The 18,498-nt window shown below is 61.6% G+C and carries 25 protein-coding genes; 8 read left to right on the top strand and 17 right to left on the bottom strand.

Going from position 1 to position 18,498, the window contains the following annotated elements:
- Both VH599_14585 and VH599_14580 read left to right on the top strand, forming a co-directional pair.
- Complete coding sequence (locus tag VH599_14585) at window positions 1-357, top strand: YciI family protein (protein ID HEY7349540.1); 357 nt, start codon at window positions 1-3, stop codon at window positions 355-357.
- Window positions 347-1,543: a DUF6596 domain-containing protein gene (locus tag VH599_14580; GenBank protein ID HEY7349539.1), complete on the top strand. Its 1,197-nt coding sequence runs from the start codon at window positions 347-349 to the stop codon at window positions 1,541-1,543. The genes VH599_14585 and VH599_14580 overlap by 11 nt, the downstream gene beginning before the upstream one ends.
- 50 nt (window positions 1,544-1,593) lie before the next feature.
- Here VH599_14580 and VH599_14575 read toward each other — a convergent pair whose 3' ends face one another.
- The 3 genes from VH599_14575 to VH599_14565 all read right to left on the bottom strand — a co-directional run bounded on the left by VH599_14575 (window position 1,594) and on the right by VH599_14565 (window position 4,468).
- Window positions 1,594-2,844 (bottom strand): winged helix DNA-binding domain-containing protein, encoded by a 1,251-nt coding sequence (locus tag VH599_14575; protein ID HEY7349538.1) that lies wholly within the window; start codon window positions 2,842-2,844, stop codon window positions 1,594-1,596.
- 97 nt (window positions 2,845-2,941) lie between these two features.
- Window positions 2,942-3,643, bottom strand: a complete 702-nt coding sequence (locus VH599_14570) for a class F sortase (GenBank protein HEY7349537.1) — start codon at window positions 3,641-3,643, stop codon at window positions 2,942-2,944.
- A 21-nt stretch (window positions 3,644-3,664) separates the two neighbouring features.
- Window positions 3,665-4,468 carry a hypothetical protein gene (locus tag VH599_14565; protein ID HEY7349536.1) on the bottom strand — a complete coding sequence of 268 codons (804 nt, stop codon included), beginning with the start codon at window positions 4,466-4,468 and terminating at the stop codon, window positions 3,665-3,667.
- Between the two features lie 202 nt (window positions 4,469-4,670).
- On the opposite strand from VH599_14565, the gene VH599_14560 reads away from it, so the two are divergent.
- Window positions 4,671-5,012 (top strand): hypothetical protein, encoded by a 342-nt coding sequence (locus VH599_14560; GenBank protein ID HEY7349535.1) that lies wholly within the window; start codon window positions 4,671-4,673, stop codon window positions 5,010-5,012.
- 15 nt (window positions 5,013-5,027) lie between these two features.
- On the opposite strand, the gene jag is transcribed toward VH599_14560, so the two are convergent.
- The 9 genes from jag to VH599_14515 all read right to left on the bottom strand — a co-directional run bounded on the left by jag (window position 5,028) and on the right by VH599_14515 (window position 10,587).
- On the bottom strand, window positions 5,028-6,032 hold the full coding sequence (gene jag / locus VH599_14555) for an RNA-binding cell elongation regulator Jag/EloR (GenBank protein ID HEY7349534.1): 1,005 nt from the start codon (window positions 6,030-6,032) through the stop codon (window positions 5,028-5,030).
- Window positions 6,033-7,346 (bottom strand): YidC/Oxa1 family membrane protein insertase, encoded by a 1,314-nt coding sequence (locus VH599_14550; protein HEY7349533.1) that lies wholly within the window; start codon window positions 7,344-7,346, stop codon window positions 6,033-6,035.
- A gap of 148 nt (window positions 7,347-7,494) precedes the next feature.
- Entirely contained in the window at window positions 7,495-7,707 is a 213-nt protein-coding gene (yidD, locus tag VH599_14545) for a membrane protein insertion efficiency factor YidD (protein HEY7349532.1), read from the bottom strand.
- Window positions 7,704-8,123 carry a ribonuclease P protein component gene (gene rnpA, locus VH599_14540; protein HEY7349531.1) on the bottom strand — a complete coding sequence of 140 codons (420 nt, stop codon included), beginning with the start codon at window positions 8,121-8,123 and terminating at the stop codon, window positions 7,704-7,706. The genes yidD and rnpA overlap by 4 nt, the downstream gene beginning before the upstream one ends.
- A 77-nt stretch (window positions 8,124-8,200) precedes the next feature.
- Entirely contained in the window at window positions 8,201-8,338 is a 138-nt protein-coding gene (gene rpmH, locus VH599_14535; GenBank protein ID HEY7349530.1) for a 50S ribosomal protein L34, read from the bottom strand.
- A 488-nt stretch (window positions 8,339-8,826) separates the two neighbouring features.
- Window positions 8,827-9,315, bottom strand: a complete 489-nt coding sequence (gene msrA / locus VH599_14530; GenBank protein HEY7349529.1) for a peptide-methionine (S)-S-oxide reductase MsrA — start codon at window positions 9,313-9,315, stop codon at window positions 8,827-8,829.
- 120 nt (window positions 9,316-9,435) lie between these two features.
- Window positions 9,436-9,882 (bottom strand): PIN domain-containing protein, encoded by a 447-nt coding sequence (locus VH599_14525; protein ID HEY7349528.1) that lies wholly within the window; start codon window positions 9,880-9,882, stop codon window positions 9,436-9,438.
- Complete coding sequence (locus VH599_14520; GenBank protein HEY7349527.1) at window positions 9,870-10,109, bottom strand: hypothetical protein; 240 nt, start codon at window positions 10,107-10,109, stop codon at window positions 9,870-9,872. The genes VH599_14525 and VH599_14520 overlap by 13 nt, the downstream gene beginning before the upstream one ends.
- A gap of 154 nt (window positions 10,110-10,263) precedes the next feature.
- Entirely contained in the window at window positions 10,264-10,587 is a 324-nt protein-coding gene (locus tag VH599_14515; GenBank protein HEY7349526.1) for a hypothetical protein, read from the bottom strand.
- Between the two features lie 508 nt (window positions 10,588-11,095).
- Between VH599_14515 and VH599_14510 the strand changes: the two genes are divergently transcribed.
- A complete protein-coding gene (locus tag VH599_14510) occupies window positions 11,096-11,332 on the top strand; it encodes a PLDc N-terminal domain-containing protein (GenBank protein ID HEY7349525.1) in 237 nt (78 codons plus the stop codon).
- Between the two features lie 255 nt (window positions 11,333-11,587).
- Here the strand turns inward: VH599_14510 and VH599_14505 are convergent, their stop codons facing one another.
- The gene (locus VH599_14505; protein HEY7349524.1) at window positions 11,588-11,779 is read right to left on the bottom strand and encodes a hypothetical protein; all 192 of its coding nucleotides are present in this window, start codon (window positions 11,777-11,779) and stop codon (window positions 11,588-11,590) included.
- A 33-nt stretch (window positions 11,780-11,812) separates the two neighbouring features.
- Here VH599_14505 and VH599_14500 point away from each other — a divergent pair, with 33 nt between their 5' ends.
- Complete coding sequence (locus VH599_14500; protein ID HEY7349523.1) at window positions 11,813-13,231, top strand: MurT ligase domain-containing protein; 1,419 nt, start codon at window positions 11,813-11,815, stop codon at window positions 13,229-13,231.
- A 2-nt stretch (window positions 13,232-13,233) separates the two neighbouring features.
- Entirely contained in the window at window positions 13,234-14,028 is a 795-nt protein-coding gene (locus VH599_14495; GenBank protein ID HEY7349522.1) for a hypothetical protein, read from the top strand.
- A gap of 162 nt (window positions 14,029-14,190) precedes the next feature.
- Here the strand turns inward: VH599_14495 and VH599_14490 are convergent, their stop codons facing one another.
- The 4 genes from VH599_14490 to VH599_14475 form a co-directional block, all read right to left on the bottom strand.
- Window positions 14,191-15,027, bottom strand: coding sequence for a class I SAM-dependent methyltransferase (locus VH599_14490; GenBank protein HEY7349521.1), 837 nt, complete (start codon window positions 15,025-15,027; stop codon window positions 14,191-14,193).
- 149 nt (window positions 15,028-15,176) lie between these two features.
- On the bottom strand, window positions 15,177-15,542 hold the full coding sequence (locus VH599_14485; protein ID HEY7349520.1) for a hypothetical protein: 366 nt from the start codon (window positions 15,540-15,542) through the stop codon (window positions 15,177-15,179).
- Between the two features lie 127 nt (window positions 15,543-15,669).
- Window positions 15,670-15,903 (bottom strand): helix-turn-helix transcriptional regulator, encoded by a 234-nt coding sequence (locus tag VH599_14480; protein HEY7349519.1) that lies wholly within the window; start codon window positions 15,901-15,903, stop codon window positions 15,670-15,672.
- A gap of 68 nt (window positions 15,904-15,971) precedes the next feature.
- The gene (locus VH599_14475) at window positions 15,972-16,184 is read right to left on the bottom strand and encodes a hypothetical protein (GenBank protein ID HEY7349518.1); all 213 of its coding nucleotides are present in this window, start codon (window positions 16,182-16,184) and stop codon (window positions 15,972-15,974) included.
- Window positions 16,185-16,315: 131 nt separating this feature from the next.
- Here VH599_14475 and VH599_14470 point away from each other — a divergent pair, with 131 nt between their 5' ends.
- Both VH599_14470 and VH599_14465 read left to right on the top strand, forming a co-directional pair.
- Complete coding sequence (locus VH599_14470) at window positions 16,316-17,788, top strand: aminotransferase class V-fold PLP-dependent enzyme (GenBank protein HEY7349517.1); 1,473 nt, start codon at window positions 16,316-16,318, stop codon at window positions 17,786-17,788.
- 118 nt (window positions 17,789-17,906) lie between these two features.
- Window positions 17,907-18,497, top strand: coding sequence for a Uma2 family endonuclease (locus tag VH599_14465; GenBank protein HEY7349516.1), 591 nt, complete (start codon window positions 17,907-17,909; stop codon window positions 18,495-18,497).
- The last annotated feature ends 1 nt before the right edge of the window (window position 18,498 follow it).

Here is an 18,498-nt window from a genome sequence, read left to right as displayed (position 1 = left end):
ATGAAGTATGTGCTGTTGTTCTGTGGGTCTCAGGAGTTGCAGCGGGAATGGGAACAGGCGAGCGAGGAAGTGAGGAGCGAGCAATACAGCAAGGTGTATCACTGGTTCGAGGAACACGCGGCGAAGCTGGGCGACGGTAATCAGCTTCAGCCGCCGCATACTGCCACCACCGTGCGCTTCGAGGGGAGGAAGGAGCCAATCGTCCGTGACGGCCCGTACATTGAGGGCAACGAGGTGGTTGGCGGCTATGTTGAGATCAACGTGGCCGATCTGGACGAGGCGCTGCGCCTTGCCAAAAGCTGGCCCGGTGGTGGCGCGGTAGAAATCCGCCCGACGGTGGATCATAGTGAGCATTGAGGCGCATGCCGCCCTTGCCGCCGTCTTTCGAGAGGAGGCGGGGCGGCTCACCGCCCTGTTGGTTCGCATTCTGGGCGATTTCGATGTTGCGGAGGAGATCGTTCAGGATGCGCTGGTGGTGGCGCTGGAACACTGGCCCCTGGATGGCATCCCTGAGCGGCCCGGCGCGTGGCTGCTGACGGTGGCCCGGCGTCGCGCGCTCAATCAACTCAGCCGCGACGCGCGCTATCGCGCGAAGCTGGCGGAACTGGACCAGCCGGTTGCCCACGAGCCGGATGATCGGCTGCGGCTGATGTTCACCTGCTGCCACCCGGCGCTTTCGCGCGCGGCGCAGGTGGCGCTGACGCTGCGGGCGATCTGCGGCTTCACGACGACGGAGATCGCGCGCGCCTTTCTCACATCCGAAGCGACAGTGGCGCAGCGCATCGTGCGGGCGCGACGCAAGATCGTTGCGGCCAAAATCCCCTATCGTATCCCCAGCGACGACGAGTTAGAAGACCGCCTGGGTGAAGTGCTGGCGGTCCTGTATCTGATGTTCAACGAAGGCTATTTAGCCAGCGGCGGCGCGGCCCCGGCGCGCCGCGATCTTGCTGAAGACGCCTGCTGGCTGGCGGCGCTGCTCACGCGGCTGATGCCAGGGGAGCCGGAGCCGCTGGGCCTGCTGGCGCTGATGCGCCTGCATCTGGCGCGAGCCGAGGCGCGCTTTACGCCCGCCGGGGAACTGGTGCTGCTGCCCGATCAGGACCGCTCACAGTGGAACCGGGCGATGATCGCGGAAGCCGTCGGTTTGATCGAGCAGGCGGCAGCGGCGCGGCGGCCTGGGCCGTATCAGGTGGAGGCAGCCATCGTGGCCTGCCATGCTGAGGCGGAATCATGGGCAGCCACGGACTGGCGGCAGATTATGGTCCTCTATGACATCTTGCTCCAGATGAACCCTTCGCCGGTAGTGCGGCTGAATCGGGCGGTGGCGCTGCGCCAGGTGGCGGGGCCAGAAGCGGCGCTGGCGGAGGTGGACGCGCTGGCTGGGAGCCTGGGAAACTATCACCTCTTCCACGCCATCCGGGGGGAACTGCTGCTGGAACTCAGCCACCGCGAGCAGGCGCGCGCCGCCGCGCTGCGGGCGCTGGAACTGACGCGCAACCGCGCGGAGCAGGCGCTGCTGGAGCGACGGCTGCTGGAATGGTGAGGCTGCGCCGCCAGGGACGGCAGCGGTACAGGTGAAACGGATAGAGATTTTTATTCAGCGGGTAGGCCAATAAAGCGGCTGTAACGATTCCTGGCGGCGGCAAGAGCTTGTTCCTGGACCTCGCTCAAGGGAATAAAGCGGTTGGTTGTAATGACCACCGCGTTTTTCTTGAAGGCGCGGCTCCAGACGCCAACGATTTGCCCGTCTACGACGATGATGGGGCTGAAGATGCCATTTCGCGTCTGTTCGGCATAGGCCGGGTCAAGGACGGCGCTGCGATCCGTATACGCTACCGTATATTCGTCATAGGGCGGCAGCAAATAGGCTGTAGGCGGATCGGCGGGCGCGGCGGGGGTGGACGGCGCCAGCCAGTAGGTCTGGCCGTCAATCACTTGCCGGGTCAGATGCGACTTCACTACGTCCAGACCGGCCCTGGCGTCGGCGGTGGTGAGACTTGACCACCAGACAAAATCTTGTACGGTGGCGGGGCCATGACTGGTGAAGTAGCGGCGCACGAGTTCGGCTACCGCTTCTTCGCGCGCCAACGTCCTGGGAGCCGGAACCATTTCGTCCAGCAGGGCATAGGTAAATTGCTTGCCGCGCCGCGCGCCAGAACAGATGATCCCTTCGATTTCGGCGCGACTCAAGAGAAAGGTGAGCCGCAGACCGGCGGTAGAGATGCCCGTCTGCTCAAGCGCGGCGGCCAGTTCCCGGCGGGTAAGCTGTTTCCCTCCCTGGAGGGCGCGGGCGAAGACGGCGCTGCTGGCGGCCAGGGTGGCGTCATCGAGTTCGAGTTGACGATACCAGGCGGCATTCCTGGCGATATTGCGCGGGGCCATCAATGCAAGCAGCCAGTGAATATCGGCGGCGGCGACAAAATGCCAGGTACCGCGCATGGGATGCGTGCGCACGATGACGCCAGCCGCGATGGCCTGTTCTATCGCTGCTTCGCTGGCGTCTGGCATGCGGAGTCCGACTGCCCACAGCGCGCCCAGATAGTCCTGGGCCTGGACAGCGCCGAACCAGGCGACGACATCGCCTGGCTTCTGGAAGTTCGGCAGGGCAAGGTGTTGATGAAAGAGTCGCTGGTGGGCGATGTGTGCGTTCGTCATAATGGACGAGTATAGCACATTCGCCTGAAAACAGGCCGCTTTCGACGTGAAAGCGTTCCACCACCTATCGGGGGGTACACTTGTAGCGCCGCCTTCCAGGCGGCTCAACGCTGGCCTGCCGGAACGTTGCGCTGAAGGGCAGGCGCTCGTGCTGGCGAAGCGTTGGCCGCCTGGAAGGCGGCGGTACACGCCCCCTCAGCCCCTCCTGCCTCCTGGAAGGCGGCGCTACAAGTGGCCGCCAGGGACGGCGGCGCTACAAGGAACAGGCCGCGCTTGCGCGCGAGGTTCAGGGGGCCAGGGTGGTGAAGACCACCAGCTTTTTGGTGTACTCGCTGCCGGTCCAGTCGCCAGCGCAGGTAATCAGATTCAGGTTGGCGGTCTGTGCGGGGCCAAAGATGCGTTGCAGCGTCGGGTCAGCGACGCCGCCAGTCGGGTTTGCGAATGTGGTCACGGCAGTGACCACAAAATGGAGCGTGACGCCCAGCGCGGTCCGAACAAACACCGAATCACCGGGAGCCAGCTTGCTCAGGTTCCAGAAGATGGCAGGCGAGCCATCCTTGCGGTCGAGATGCCCGGCAATGACGGCATTGCCGATCTGCCCAGGCATCGCGCCATAGCGCCACCAGAAGGTCTGAAACCAGACCGGGCTGCTGTTCGCTCCCTCCGGGGCTGCCATAGCGCCCTGAGCATCTATGCCCACCGGAACGACGCTGCTGTTGATATTGGCTTTGGGCGCGTTGATCCAGACGGGTACGGGTTTCTGAGGCGATCCCGTACCCTGCTGCGCGCCACGCTCGGGAAGGGTCGCTGCGCCCGCAGGAGTGGCGCCCGCAGGCCGCGCCTGCGCGGGCGGCGCGCTGGTGGGGGGTGATACCAGCGGCTCGACCATGAACAGGACACCGGCCAGCGCGATCACTGCCCAGAGTCCAGCCAGGATGCTCAGCAAGTGAACCCGTAGGGGTCTTCGTGGTGGGATGCGCGTTTGCATAGGTCTCTCCTGGCTGCCAGGCTAGCGCAGCCAGCGTTTGCGCTCGACCAGCGTGCAGACCAGCCCAATCAGCGCGAGCGTGGTGAGCAGCGCCCCCCAGAGCATCCAGGGAGGTCTTTCGCCGGTTGGGGGGATGGGGCCGCCGCCGGTGGTAGGGGCGCCAGGGACCAGGCCGCAGTCGGCATGAACGCTTGTGAAGGCGAAATCGAGAAACTGCGTATTGTCGGTGGAAGCGATGTGTAAGGCGCTGGCCTGGATACCGGCTGATGCTCCGGTCCCTTCCTGGAAGGAAAAGTCTTTCGTCAGCGTTCCAAAGCCGGGCAAGTTGACGGGTGAGGAGGGATTTGACACCCCGTTCACGATCAGATTGGTGACGGTGGAGCTGTTTTTCAGGTCGGCGTTGCCATTCACGCAGGTTCCGGTGGCCTCCGCCTTTCCCGCGTCTGCGGTGATCGTATTCCCGGCAATCGTGACCTGGATGTCCTCCAGGGAGGCGTCAGCACGCACCGTACCCCCTTCCAGAGCGGTGCTTGCCTTGAGCGCAGCCGAGCTGAGCAGGTTTTCGACACTGAAGGTTGCCTGTGAGGCTTGTTGAGGAGCGCCGTCGGGTGGCAGGGTGACAGAAGCGGCCAGAATCTCCTGGCCGTTGACGTTGCCGTTCACGCCAGCCGCATTGCCGATAAAAGCGGCTGCGCCGCCTGCCTGGGCGCTGGACGAGGCGGTCAGCAGGGCTAGCATCACCAGCACGATGACGCTGCCCGAAAGACGCAATCGGCGCGTGAAGGTTTGCGCCTTCCTGGTGGAACGCAGTGGTCGGTACCGCATCGCGTGTCCCTTCTTTCTTCTTTCTTCTTTTGTCGTTGAGGCGGCTGAGAGCGCCTCACAAAACCTCCACACGAGCAGGGGCGGGGTTGTAGCGCCGTCCTTCCAGGCGGCAGGGGTGGGACCAACCGTCGGTTGTGTGAGGCATTCTTAGAGATGGTTCCAGCGGTCCCGGCGCATCAACGTCGGATGGCAGGAGTAGCGGGTGCTTCGCAGCAAGATGCGTGCCTGGCCCAGGCGCGAACCTGTAGCGCCGCCGTCCCGGCGGCCAGCCGTAGCGCCGCTCCCCTTCGGGAAGGGCCGCTTGCCTCAGCTGGGCCTCGGCAGTCTCGCTCCCGTTGGTCGCTCGCGTGTCCCTCCCGGCGGCTCAACGCTGGCCTGCTGGTACGTTGGCCTGGAGGGCAGCGTTCGCGCTGGCGAAGCGTTGGCCGCCTGGAAGGCGGCGCTACAAGTGGTAGCCGCAAGCACGCAGCAGGATTTGGGTGTGGTGCGTGCATCAAGGGGCAAGAGAAGGCGGCGACCCCCAACGGGTCGCCGCTTTGTGTAGCGTGATGTGGTCGGCTTATCTGCCGGTGGTGCGGCGCAGGGAGATGATGACGCGGCGCTGGTCGCCTTCGCCTTCGCTGTGGGTCATCACGTCGTTGCTGTCGGAAAGGGCCATGTGGATGATGCGGCGCTCGTTGGCGGGCATGGCTTCCAGGGGGATGGCCCGCCGCGACTGGCGCACCTGCTGGGCGATACGGAAGGCAAGCTGGCGCAGGTTTTCTTCGCGGCGCAGCCGGTAGTCTTCTACGTCTACGATGACGCGCTGGCGGTGTTTGATCTGGTGGCTGACGATAAGGTTGACGAGCAACTGGAGCGAGGCGAGCGTTTCGCCGCGCCGCCCGATGAGCAGGCCGAGGCCGTCTTCCATGCGCACGTTGAGGGTGAGCGGGTCGCGGCTGCGCACTTCGACCTGCCCGCGAATGCCCATGTGATGCAGGATGGTTTGCAGCACTTCTACCGAGGTGGAGACGACTTCGCGGCTGACCGGGCCAGTCTCGCCTTCGAGGAGTTCTTCTTCTTCCTCGAAGGTTTCGAGGTCTGAAGCGACAGCCGCGCGGCTGCGCAGGCCGGGGAACACTTCTTCCTCTTCTTCCTCTTCTTCCTCCTCGTCCTCTAGATATTCTTCGCCTTCTTCCAGATACTCCTCTTCTTCCTCCTCGTCCTCCAGATACTCTTCCTCCTCGTCCTCTTCTTCTTCGTCAGGCTGGGGGCCGATGGGCGGGCGTGGCTGGCTCTGCTTTGGCGTTTGCTGGGCGCGTCCTGGCGCAGCCGGAGGAGGAGCGGGTTCGCTGAAGCCAAGCAGCGCGTCGGCCATTTCGGGGGTGATGATCGCGCCGGATGATGGCCGTCGCTGTTTGAGCGTGACCCGAACGCGCGCATCACGGATGCCCAGGCCGAACGAGCCTCGGCTGGGTTCTTGCAGGACTTCGATATTGACCTCATCGCGGCGTCTGCCCAGGCGCGCTAATGCCTGGAGTACGGCGTCATCAATGGTTTTGCCGCTGGCTTCGACACTGTCCACCTATTTTTTGCCTCCCTTTGGCCTGGGTATATTGCCACTGCGCGACTGGCCCCTCCGCTGGTTGTGCGGCGCTCCGCCCGCCCTGGGGGGAGTGGTCGGGCCGCCGCCCTTGGGCGCTGTTCCGACACCCGCGCTGGTTTTTGTATCGGTTTTGCTGCCATTGGCTGCCCCATTGGGGGCCGGGGGCGCGGCCTTTGGCGGGTTGGCCGTTGCGGGACTTTCTTTCGGTTTCATCAGCGAGGGGAATGGGCGCGCGCTTTGGGCGCGCTCTTTTCCCCTGGACGCCTGTTCTGTCTCTCCTTTGGCCTGGTCAATCCAGTCCTTGCGGCGTCCGCCGCCCCCGGCGTTCTTTGCCGCGCCGTTTTTCGACACCAGGCTGCTTTCAACGACGGTGGGCGCGGAGATGACGCCTTTGGCGATGAGCTTTGCCTCGCGGCGCGCCTCGCGTTCGGCGTTCTTTTTCGCTGCCCATTCATCCAGGCGGGGAATGCCCTTGAAGAGGCTGCCCCAGCCGTAGATGACGTACTGCTGTCCCACGGCAAACAACGTGCCAACGACCCAGTAGAGCGAGAGGCCAGCGGCATACTGCCAGGCGATGAAGAGTGTGAAGAACGGGGTGATGTAGGTCATCAGGCTCATCGTCTGCTGCTGGACGTTTGCCTGAGCGACTTTCTTGGGGTCGGCCCCTGGTTCAAGCTGCGGCGGCTTGCGCACGCCCTGGATCATGCGCACCTGAATGAAGGTGAAGAGCGCGGCCAAAATCGGCAGTATATGGGTGGGGTCGGCGAGGCTGAGATCAAGCACCGGATGCCCCGGCAGCCAGCTAAACCACTCCAGCAGGGTATTCAGCGGATGCAAGCCGCCCGGCAGGGTGACGCTGGCAAAGTGCATGAAGGGATAGAGATCGCCATTCATGCGCTGGACATGCTGCGCAATCGTTTCCCCTGGGTTTGATCTCACGCCGCTGCTGAGGGCGTAGAACAGGCCATACAGGAAAGGAAGCTGGACGAGCAAGGGCAGGCAGCCGCCAAGCATGCTGACGTTATTTTCCTTCATGAACTGCATTTGCGCCCTGGCAAAGCCCTGCTTGTCGTCGCCATACTGGGCCTTCAGGGCGTTCAACTGCGGCTGAAGCTCCATCATCCTGCGCTGGGAGCGCAGTTGCTTGAAGGTCAGCGGCACCAGGGCCATACGGACCATGATGGTGAGCAAGACGATGGACAGCCCGAAGTCGCGGACCAGCCAGAACAGGAACATCAGAACGTTGAAGATAGGTAAGTAGAAAATATCTCTGAGTATCGTTAACAAGTCCACGCGAAGCCCTCCCCTGCGCTGGCCGAGCGCTTCCGAGGCGCTGCGCCACTAGCGGGACGATGATGGATAAATGCTAGCTGATGATACCACACTATGAGCGATTGATAGCTCACCCCAAACTCCTTGCTGCGCCATCGGCGTACCCTTCTCAGGGTACGGGATCATACAAATTGCCGTTATAAAATGGGTGGCAGCGCCCGATGCGTTTGATAGTCAGCCAGCCACCACGAAAGAAGCCGTGTTTCTGGATGGCTTCGTAGCCGTAGTGCGAGCAGGTAGGCTCAAACCGGCAACTCGGCGGTGTCATGGGCGAGATGAACTTTTGATAGAAACGAATGAGGCCGAGCGCGACATATTTCATGATAGAACGAGTCCTTCCGGCGAGTCAGCCTGCCAGAGATGGGCGCGTTGCAGCAGATGAGTGACATCGGTGGCAAGTTGTTCGTAGGTTGCCTGCGCGGCGCCGGTCCGCGCAATCAAGACGAGATCGTAGCCGGGGGCAACATGGCCTGCCTTGATTGCCAGGCGGATGATTTCACGCAGGCGGCGCTTGACGCGATTGCGGGTGACGGCCCCGCCGACGCGCTTGCCCACCGTATAGCCGCAGCGGCAAAAGGCGAGGGCGTTGGGCGCCCAACCCAGTGTCAGCAAGGCGCTGCCCACTGAGCGCCCCTGCTGGCGGACATGCTGAAACTGGCGCGCTTTTTTCAAGCGAGCCGGTTTGTGCGCATTCTGTAGAATCCTGGGTCGGAGCATCTCCTGCGTTTCCGCCTGCATGCCTCTCCTTCTCGTCTCGCAGATCACTCGCGCGCCTCCCGCCTTGGCGCCCGCGCCTGGGCTGCGCGCCCGCGCTGCTACACGACGGTCAGCCGCCAGCGGCCCTTGAGCCGCCGGGCGCGCAGCACTTTGCGGCCTCCGCGTGTGGACATGCGCTTGAGAAAACCATGTTCCCTTTTACGAGGTATACGTTTGGGTTGCCAGGTGCGTTTCATATCATTTCTTCCTCACACTGCATATACGCTCAGCATTACACCCAACCGCCAGAGCGCGGATTGATCGAACGGGTGTGCGCTTGCGTCTGGCAGGTGATTGCGATAAAGCTTTCACCCAATTCTACACCCTGGCGCGGATTTCTGCAACTGGATATGCCGCCTGGCAGTTCCACCAAATCTGAGGTGTTGGCAAGCGAGGTCTGTTACTTGTAGCGCCGCCATCTTGGCGGCCAGCGTTGGCCTGCTGATACGTTCGCGCTGGAGGGCGCACGCTCGCTCTGGCGCAGCGTTGGCCGCCTGGAAGGCGGCGCTACAAGTAACCCGCCTGGCTTCTGCCAACCCGTAGCGCCGCCCTCTTGGCGGCTCACCGTTGGCCTGCTGATACGTTCGCGCTGGAGGGCGCACGCGCGCCCTGGCGCGGCAGTGGCCGCCGGGACGGCGGCGCTACGAGTTGGCCGAGTTGGCCGCCGGGACGGCGGGATGTGGTATCAGCCGAGGTGGCAGCTTGAGAGGCCGCGCTTTTCCAGGTACTGCTGGTGATAGTCTTCGGCTTTGTAGAAGGCGCCTGCCGGGGTGATCTCGGTGACGATGGGCTTTTTGTAGCGTTCAGATCGCGCCAGCGCCTCTTTGGAGGCGGTGGCCGCTGCCTGCTGCTCCGGGGTGTGGAAGAAGATGACCGAGCGGTATTGTGTGCCAGTGTCTGGCCCCTGGCGGTTGAGTTGGGTGGGGTTGTGGTTGTCCCAAAAGACGTTAAGCAGCTCCTCATAGGAGACCCGCGCGGGGTCGTAGGTGACTTCGACGACTTCAGCATGGCCGGTTTGATCGGTGCAGACATCCCGATAGGTGGGTGTATCGAATGTGCCGCCTTCGTAGCCGACTTCGGTAGAGACGACGCCTTTGACCTGACGGTACGCGGCTTCGACGCCCCAGAAGCATCCGGCTCCAAAGGTGGCCTTTTGCAAGAGTGTTTCTGACATGGTGATCGCTGTTCCTTTCTGCTGATCTCTCTATCTTTTTATATGTCTTTTGTGGCTGGCGTTTGTTACGGAGCCATTACCAGGCGCTATCAGGCGGATTTCAGCTATATGTTATATGGCCTATGGAGACAAGATTATTTCACTAAGCAAGGCCACCGGCAAGCCGGGGATTTTCTTAAATGCACTGTCGTTCGTCACAAATAACTCACAACCAGCTATCAAGGCTGTCGCTGCATGGATTGCGTCAGGCGTTTTGACGCTTGTGGTTGCTCTGAGACTAGCCGCATGCTCCAGCACCGCATGGGAGATAGATATAAGCCGCACATCTGGGGAATCTAGCAGCGCGCGACAGTCTGCTTCAAGACCTTTATTCCCAATTTTTAGAGGCTTGACCAGAATCTCCAGAAGTGTGAGATCGCTTGTAGCGACACTGAGAACTCCTGTACGTGCTCCCTCCCAAAGGGGCCGAAGTATGGTTTGGTATGGTTCTATAAGTTCAACTGCATAGATGATGCTGTTTGCATCCAGGTAGACCAAGCCTTGTTTAGGAAGGGCTAGCGCTCCCACGAGTCACGTTCCTCCCGAATGTAGGCATCCACTTCTTCAGCCGTTTGGAATACACGATGCCCAGGAACTGTTGAGAGAATATCGAGTACGTGCCGCTTCTCTTTGGGTTCCTCATCTTCGATGACCACGAAGACATTGGCTTGCTTCCCTGGGGGGAGTTCTGGGGCGCTGATTTCAATTTTGCCACCTGGCAGAACGGTTGTCTTGATATGTACTGCGGTTGCCATTGCCTGCTGCTCCGTTTCTGCGTGCCAAATGCGTATTACGCACGATAATGCCATCCCTGGATACAGCATACCACGCGCCGCAGCATTCCGCTGCGGCGCGTGAGGAGAGCATTTTGTGGAAGCGGACGAATCGGCCATTGAGAGAGGCAGGCTGTTATCCTTGCTGGGTGACGAGCGCACGCTCAGGGGCGTGCGTCGGGGCGTCCTGGGAGACAACGGTGACGGCTGCGCTGGCGCAGCAGGTTGGGCAGAGGGTGTCATCGGGTTCGTGGATGATGGTAAACCTGTAGCCGTTGCGCTTGATGCGAACATGGAGCGGCGCTGTACGGTGTACGTTGATGTGCGCAAACCAGTCAGGGAGCGAGGACCAACCCGTCAGATGGGGCCAGGTTTGCAGGCTGGCGACCTGTTTTCCTTGTTTTCGCACCCACTTCATGAGTTCGTTGACGGCAGCATGAGGCACATCTTTATAGCTCACGGTTTTTTCCTTTCAAGTTGGCAACAACGTGGGGCGTTCGGCCAGGTGTTCTTGCTCCGTACAGGGTCCGTGTAGTCTTCGTATCAGGCTGATGTACCAGACTTTCTGGCTTTCAGTTCATGGGTGAAGCATTTCTAATGCCAATTTGACCAGCCCTCTATTGAAGACGCGCTTGTCCGTCCATTTGCTCCGAGTGATTACATACCATAAATCAGGTTTCTTGTGTAGGATTTGGGGCAAAAATAGGACTGTTGTCTCAATGGTACCGGAACAAATTGCGTCTTTTGTTTTGCTGGCCCGCGCGCTGCCCTGCCATCGCTCTTAGAATGCCTCACAAACCGACGGTTGGCCCCACCCCTGCCGCCTGGAAGGACGGCGCTACAACCCCGCCCCTGCTCGTGCGGAGGTTTTGTGAGGCGCTCTTAGCCTGGTCGTCCCCCTGGCATGGTCCTTGCCCGCAGGGTGCATCAGGTTTGCGTGCGCTTAGAGAAGAGAAGGAGTGGAGGCAATGGCGACCTCACGAGAAGGCCCAGGCGGCTGCGCGATCACCAGTTTATTTCTGCTGGTGCTGCTCTTGCCGGTGATTGGCTCGATTGTCCTGACGTTTATGATTCTGGGCGATGAAATGAATTGTGGTGAGAAGACGCTCTGGCTGGTGCTGGTCTGGGTGGTACCGGTGGTTGGCCCGCTGCTCTATCTGCTGCTGGGGCAGAGACGCAATCGGGTGCTGCCCGCCTATACCTGAGTTCTGCCCTGGAGGCTTTCATCGCCGGAGGGGATCGAGCCGTTCACGATTTCCGTATATCTCTGGTCTGGCTCTTGCTATCTTCACCTTGCCAATTTGGCGGGGGATGATACCAAATCCTGTTGAATGCCTGGGGTTTCGACTTGTAGCGCCGCCCCCTTCGGGAAGGGCTTCGCCAGAGCCGCTTGACCGCGCTGGGCGCGGCCATTCTCGCTCGGCTGCGCCTCGCTCGCGCGTCTCTGCCGCTTGCCTCGGCTATGCCTCGTCGAGCGAGAGGTCCTCGCTCCCGTTGGTCGCTCGCGCGTCCCTTCTTGGCGGCCAGCGTTGGCCTGCTGGTCCGCTGGCCTGGAGGGCGCACGCTCGCCAGGGCGCAGCGTTGGCCGCCAAGATGGCGGCGCTACAGGTAAGACGCTCCGCCACATGCAGATTTGGGATGAAACGACTCATCCCCGCCTGGCAGAGAGATGAGGGCCAGACACGATGCGGGAAACAGGAAAAAAGAGGAACGGGCCGCGCCCGCGCCTGACGCTGGCGCTGGGCGCGGGTAAGCTGGCTGGTTCAACCGGGCGTCTGCTGAAGGTGGGCGGCGGTACCAGCCTGCCCGGTATGCTTGCGCGCGCTATCGATCCCGATGTGCTGCGCAAGGTCATTGGGGCCAGCAAGGCGAAGAAGATTGCCATTACGGGCAGCAACGGCAAGACGACGACTTCGCAGATGATCGGGGCTGCTGGCCTGGCGAACGGGCTGCGCGTCTCGCAGAATCGCACAGGCGCGAATATGCTGCAAGGCGTGACGACGGTGGCAGTCAACGCGGCGAATCTGCGCGGCGAACTGGACGACGATCTGCTGGTCTTCGAGGTGGACGAGGGAACATTCCCGCTGGCAATCCCGGAGCTTCAGCCGGATGTGGTCATGGTCACGAATATCTTCCGCGATCAACTGGATCGCTATGGTGAACTGTATAAGGTGGCAAACGGGCTGGAGCGCGTCATTCGGGAACTGCCCGCCGCCGCGACAGTCTTGCTGAACGGAGATGATCCGCTGGTGGCGAACTTTGCCCCGGATATGCGAGCGCGGCGTCTGTACTTTGGGCTGGAGGCGCGTGGCCTGGGCGGGACGGTCCCCGAACACGCGGCGGATACGGTGCGCTGTGTGAAGTGCCAGCAGTATTTCGAGTATGAGGCGGTGTATATTTCGCACCTTGGGGCGTATCGCTGCCCCAACTGCGGCTACGCGCGGCCCAGGCTGGATGTGGCGCTGACGGCGGCAGAGATGAGGCCGCAGGGGCCGACGACCGTAACCATTCGCACGCCTGGGGGCGAGGCGGCGCTGACGATGCCGCTGGTGGGCATTCATAATGTCTATAACGTGACCGGCGCGATTGGCGGGGCCTACGCGCTGAGTCTGGATTTGAATAAGGCCGCGCTGGGGCTGGCAAAGGTGAAGCCTGCCTTTGGGCGGCTGGAGCCGATTCAGGCGGGCGATCAGACGGTCTATCTTTCGTTCGTCAAGAATCCGACTTCGTATAATACGATTCTGCGCACGATTGAGGGCTGGCCGGGCCAGAAGCATGTGCTGGTGGCGGCGAGCAATACAGTGGTGGATGGCGAGGACTTTGCCTGGTTCTGGGATGTGGAGGTTGAGGAGATCGCGCGCGATCTGCTGAGCGTGACATGCGGCGGCACGAAGGGCGAGGAACTGGCGATGCGCTTCAAGTATGCGGGCGTGCCGGAGGAGAAGATCGAGGTGGTTCATGATCGCCCGGCGGCGCTGAAGGCCGGTTTGCGCAAGGCGGGGCCGCAAGGCTCGCTCTTTATCTTCGCTGGCTATACGCCGACGCTGGAACTGCGACGGGCGATGACCGAGCGCGGCTGGGTGTCGCACGTCTGGAAGGAATAAGAATGGCCGACCTCAAGGATATGACGCTGCGTATCTGCCATCTGTACCCGTCGCTGCTGAGCGTGGCGGGGGATCGCGGCAATCTCTTTTCGATTCAGCGGCGCTGCGACTGGCGCGGCATCAAGACGGAGGTGCGCGAGGTGGAGGTGGGTGAGATGAGCGATTTTAGCCAGTATGATCTGATTCTGTCACACGGCGGCGCTGACCGCGAGATGCAGCTTGCTGCGCGCGATCTGCTGAAGAAGGGCGCGGCGCTGAAGGATGCAGTTGAGGCTGGCAGTGTGTTCCTGGCGGTGTGCGCCGCCTATCAATTGCTGGGCCACGAGTACAGGCCGTTCAGGGGCGATCCGCTGCCGGGGATTGGTCTGCTGGACCTGAAGACGGAAGGCGGCTCCGAGCGATTTATGACGCATCTGGCGATGGAGTGCGACTTCAGCGGGCAGCAGCAGGTGATGGTGGGCTTCGAGAACCACAGCGGGCGCACGTACCTGGGGCCGGACGCAAAGCCGCTGGGCAAGGTGGTGGCGGGCTGGGGGAATAACGGCAGAGATGGCTACGAGGGCGCGATCTATAAGCACGTTTATGGGACGTATCTGCATGGGCCGGTGCTGCCGAAGAACCCCTGGTTTACTGATTATCTGATCAAGGTCGGGCTGGAGCATCGCTATGGCGGGCCAATCGCGCTGTCCGCGCTGGACAACAAGGCCGAAGAGGCGGCGCACGCGGCGGCGCTGAAGCTGGCGCTGGCGAATAAGGGCAAGATGTCGGCGATTGAGGCGACGACTTGGAGACACTGAAACCCCACCTGTAGCGCCGCCATCCTGGCGGCCAACGCTGCGCCCTGGCGAGCGTTCGCCCTCCAGGCCAGCGTCCCGGCGGGCCAACGTTGAGCCGCCAGGATGGCGGCGCTACAAGTGGCCGCCAGGAAGGCGGTGCGGCAAGTGGTGTTGCGCGGCATGCTAGCTCTTGCGGACCCAGGCCGAGATGAGGGCTGGGGAACGGGCAACGCCGTTGTGGCTGACGATCTCCTCGCGTAGGCGGTCAGCCAGGGTTTCGATGTCCACTTCCTCGGCGGTCGCTATCCCAAACTTCACGATCAGCGGCAGGAGCGCGCGCACCACGTTGGCGAGCACCTCGTAGCCCAGCCAGTCTGGTCCAGCGCCAATGTCGGCCTCGTGGCGCAGGTGTGGGGCAGGTAAGTCGGCCTCCAGGAATGTGCTGTGGAGTTTCATCCCCATCCGTATCTCTACTCCAGCCCGTTGGAAGGCTTGCGTCATCCAGGTCCAGACTTGCTCAAAGAAGGGGGAGTGTGGCAGGGTGGTATCGGCGGCGCCAGCCATATCGTATTCCTGGAAGGCGACAACTCCGCCGGGCCGCAGGTGCTGCGTGAGGCGGCGCAAGATGGCGAGACGTTCCGGCAGATACAACAAGATGAGCCGACCCACGATGGCATCATATTCCTGGTCCAGGGCCAGTTCGCGGATGTCTGAGGCCAGGAAGGAGGCGTGCTTGAAGCCAGCGTCCTGAGCGCGGGCGTGTGCCAGTTGCAGCACGTCAGGGTTCGTATCAATGCCCAGGACGCTGCCGGTTGCGCCTACCAGTTCAGCGGCGATCAGGCTGACCTCGCCAGGGCCGCAGCCCAGGTCCAGCACGTTCATCCCTGTAGTAATGCCAGCTTCTTTCAGCATGTGCTGTGTGAATGGGTTGATCATCTGACCTTGTACGAGTAACCGCTGAATCTCTTTGGGGGCGTGTCCCAGGGCGTAGGTCTGGGTTGGTGGTTGCTGTTCCTGCACAGGTATTCCTTTCCTATCTTTCTCTCTCGCGGCCCGTGGTGGTCGCCGCACAGCAGCAATGATACTTGATCGGCGCGGCGTGGTCATGCGCAAGATTACCCATCTTGCCCTGTGCTACTGTATGCGCTTGCGCTGCCAATTCAGGCTGTTCAGGAAGCGCGGATGCGAGCAGGCGGCTGTTGTTGGGGGAGAGGCTGCGTTGGCGTGTTACCGATCTGCTGCTGAGCAGGCGGCTTGAACAGCCAGGCTTCCGGTTTGAGTGAAGCATCCTGCTTCACAAAGATGGTTTGCACGAGGCCGTGTGCGCTGAGAAAGCTGAGGATATTACGGATTTCTGGGTGGGTGTATTTCGTCGCGTCGGACAAATCGGCGATGGTGACGCGCCCATCACAGCGATAAAGCATTTCTTGCTGCAAGAGCGAGAGGGGGCGTACATGATATTGCGCGCCAGGGGTGCGCTGATAGCGCAGGGTGAAATCGAAGAGGCTGCCATCAAAGGGCGTGGTTGACGACATGAGCATGGCTCCTTTCGTGACTTGCCATGCCCATACGCCAGCGAGTACAATGGTCCTACCGGCGTATGGGGTTCCTTTCAACGGGTTTCCTACGGGCTGGTACTTTTGCCTGCCGTCTAAGATTCAGTTAGGCGGCGGGCCTTTCTCTTTGGCTCCCCTTTCTCTGGGTTTCACGGATTGCCTCCATAATCTCGTGCGGCGTCTTCCCCAGCGCCTCCATGAGCTTGCGACGATTTTTCATGGACGGGGCAGACTTCGCATTTTCCCAGTCGCTAATGCTGGCACTGCTTACGCCGCACGCTTTCGCAAGGTCTACTTGCGTCATAAACGCTTCTTCACGCAAGTCTCGTAAGGTGGGCATCGGAAAGGCTCCTCGCTAGGATGATTCTACGAGAGATTATAACATTCACCAGATACTTCGTCAAGTATCTATAAGTTCGGGGCCACTTGTAGCGCCGCCTTCCAGGCGGCCACCGCTGCGCCCTGGCGAGCGCCCACTTGTAGCGCCGCCTTCCAGGCGGCCCACCGCTGCGCCAGGGCGAGCGTTCGCCCTTGGGGCCAGCGTTCCGGCGGGCTAACGCTGGCCGCCAAGATGGCGGCGCTACAAGTGGCCGCCAGGGACGGCGGCGCTACAAGTAACACTCCTCGCTTGCCAACACCTCAGATTTGGTAGAACCTAAGTTTAGCTTCCATCTCATCTTGCCCCTAGCCAAAACGGCGGCTATCAGGCATACTAGAGGAAAGAGCTACTTTTGATGAATGGGAGGATGCCTATGGCTCGCAACGTGACTTCACTTCGCTCCAATAGGGTGCAGATGGATGCTGCGCTGGAGGCGTTCCGTCGGCGCTACCCGGCGTATGACAGCACGCGCTTGCTGGATGACCTGCGGGCGACGGAGTATGCCCGGCTGGACAAAGAGGGGCAGATTTACCTCGACTATACGGGCGGTGGGTTGTACGCTGAGCGCCAACTGCGGGCGCATCTGGAGTTGCTGAGCCAGCATGTCTTTGGCAACCCGCATTCGGATAATCCAACCTCGCGCGCGGCGACTGAACTGGCCGAACAGGCGCGCGCCTGTGTGCTGGAGTATTTCCACGCTTCGCCGGAAGAATATCTGGTAGCCTTTACTTCCAACGCCAGCGGGGCGCTCAAGCTGGTGGGCGAGTCCTACCCGTTTACGGCTGAGAGCCAGTACCTGCTCACCTACGACAACCATAATTCGGTCAATGGCATTCGGGAGTTTGCGCGGGCGCGCGGCGCGGCTGTCACCTATGTGTCGGTTGTGCCGCCGGAACTGCGGGTGGATGAGGCTGAACTCTTTGCGGCGCTCGACCAGCCCGCAGGCGGCGGTCCGCGCCTCTTTGCGTATCCGGCTCAGTCCAATTTCTCTGGCGTCCAGCATCCGCTGGAATGGATTGAGCGGGCGCATGAGCGCGGCTGGGATGTACTGGTGGATGGCGCGGCTTTCGTCCCGACCAATACGTTTGATTTGAGCAGGCGCCATCCTGATTTTGTGCCGCTCTCTTTCTATAAAATCTTTGGCTATCCTACCGGCATTGGCTGTTTGATTGCGCGCAAGGCGGCGGTGGCGAAACTGCAACGCCCCTGGTTTGCCGGTGGCAGCATCTGGGCGGTTTCGGTGGAGAGCGAGCGGCTGTTCATGGCGGATGACGAGGCGGCTTTTGAGGATGGTACGATCAATTATCTCAGTCTTCCGGCTATCGAGATCGGGCTGAAGCACATTCAGTCTATCGGCGTCGAGACGATTCATGCCCGCGTGCTGTGCCTGACGGGCTGGCTGATCGAGCATCTGCTTGCGCTGCGCCACAGCAACGGCGCGCCGCTGGCGCAGGTCTACGGGCCGCGTGATTGCCAGATGCGCGGCGGCACGATTGCGCTGAACTTCTTCGACCCCAGCGGCAAGGTGGTGGATGAGCGCGTGGTGGATCGGCGGGCCAACAGCTATCACCTGTCGTTGCGTACCGGCTGTTTCTGTAATCCGGGGGCGGGGGAAATGGCCTTTGGCGTCTCAAAAGATGCGGTGGTGCAAAACTTCGCGCGCCAGGAGCGGCCACCGTATGATGATTTCCTGACGGCGATGGGGCTGCAAAGCGGTGGAGCGGTGCGGGTCTCGCTGGGGCTGGCGACAACGTTTGCAGATGTCTATCGCTTTATGGAGTTTGCCCAGACCTTCATTGATGATGTGCCTGATAAGCGCGATCTGCCCTCCCGGCGGCACTGTTGAGGCAACTTGCCAGGACGCTTCTTTAGTTGATGCGCTTCGCTCGCGGCGGACGTTGTGATATGCTGGTGGTAGACTGTACTGTCTGCTCTGCACGCAAGGCTGAAGGGAGGCGCTCCCTATGGCGCAAGACTCAGAGACTATCGCGGAAACCGGGGTCTTTATGACAGCGGAGGATCTGGCACGCCTGCCCAATGACGGGTGGAAATATGAGCTGGTCGAAGGGAGATTGGCGAAGATGCCACCGACTGGAGGCGGCCATGATACGATTGCCTCGCGGCTGCATGTAGGGCTTGGGGCTTTTGTAGAGGCGCATAACCTGGGTGAATGTACACTTTCTCAGGCAGGTTACAAGGTGAACCCGCCTGGCAAGCGCGACACGGTGCTTGCGCCTGATCTGGCGTTTGTGCGGACGGATCGCCTGCCCCAGCCGGGAACGGCGGCCTGGGATGAGTTCTGGCAGCTTGCGCCTGATCTGGTGGTTGAGGTGGTTTCCCCCAGCGAGTCGCGGCCAAAGATGGAGGCGCGGGCGCGCCAGTGGCTGGCGGTTGGGGTGCCGTTGGTCTGGCTGATCTGGCCGAAATCGAAGCAGGTTGAAGTCTGGCGGCCCGGCGCGGAAAAGCCGGTGCAGACGCTGGGCGTGAACGATATGCTGGATGGGTTGGATGTTGTGCCTGGCTTTACGTATCCGGTGGCGCGTTTGTTCCGATAAT

It is taken from the genome of Ktedonobacterales bacterium (genome assembly GCA_036557285.1).
In the GTDB taxonomy this organism is placed as follows: domain Bacteria; phylum Chloroflexota; class Ktedonobacteria; order Ktedonobacterales; family DATBGS01; genus DATBHW01.
The sequence above is the reverse complement of the archived record's forward strand: the minus strand, read 5'-3'. Positions and strand labels throughout refer to the sequence as shown.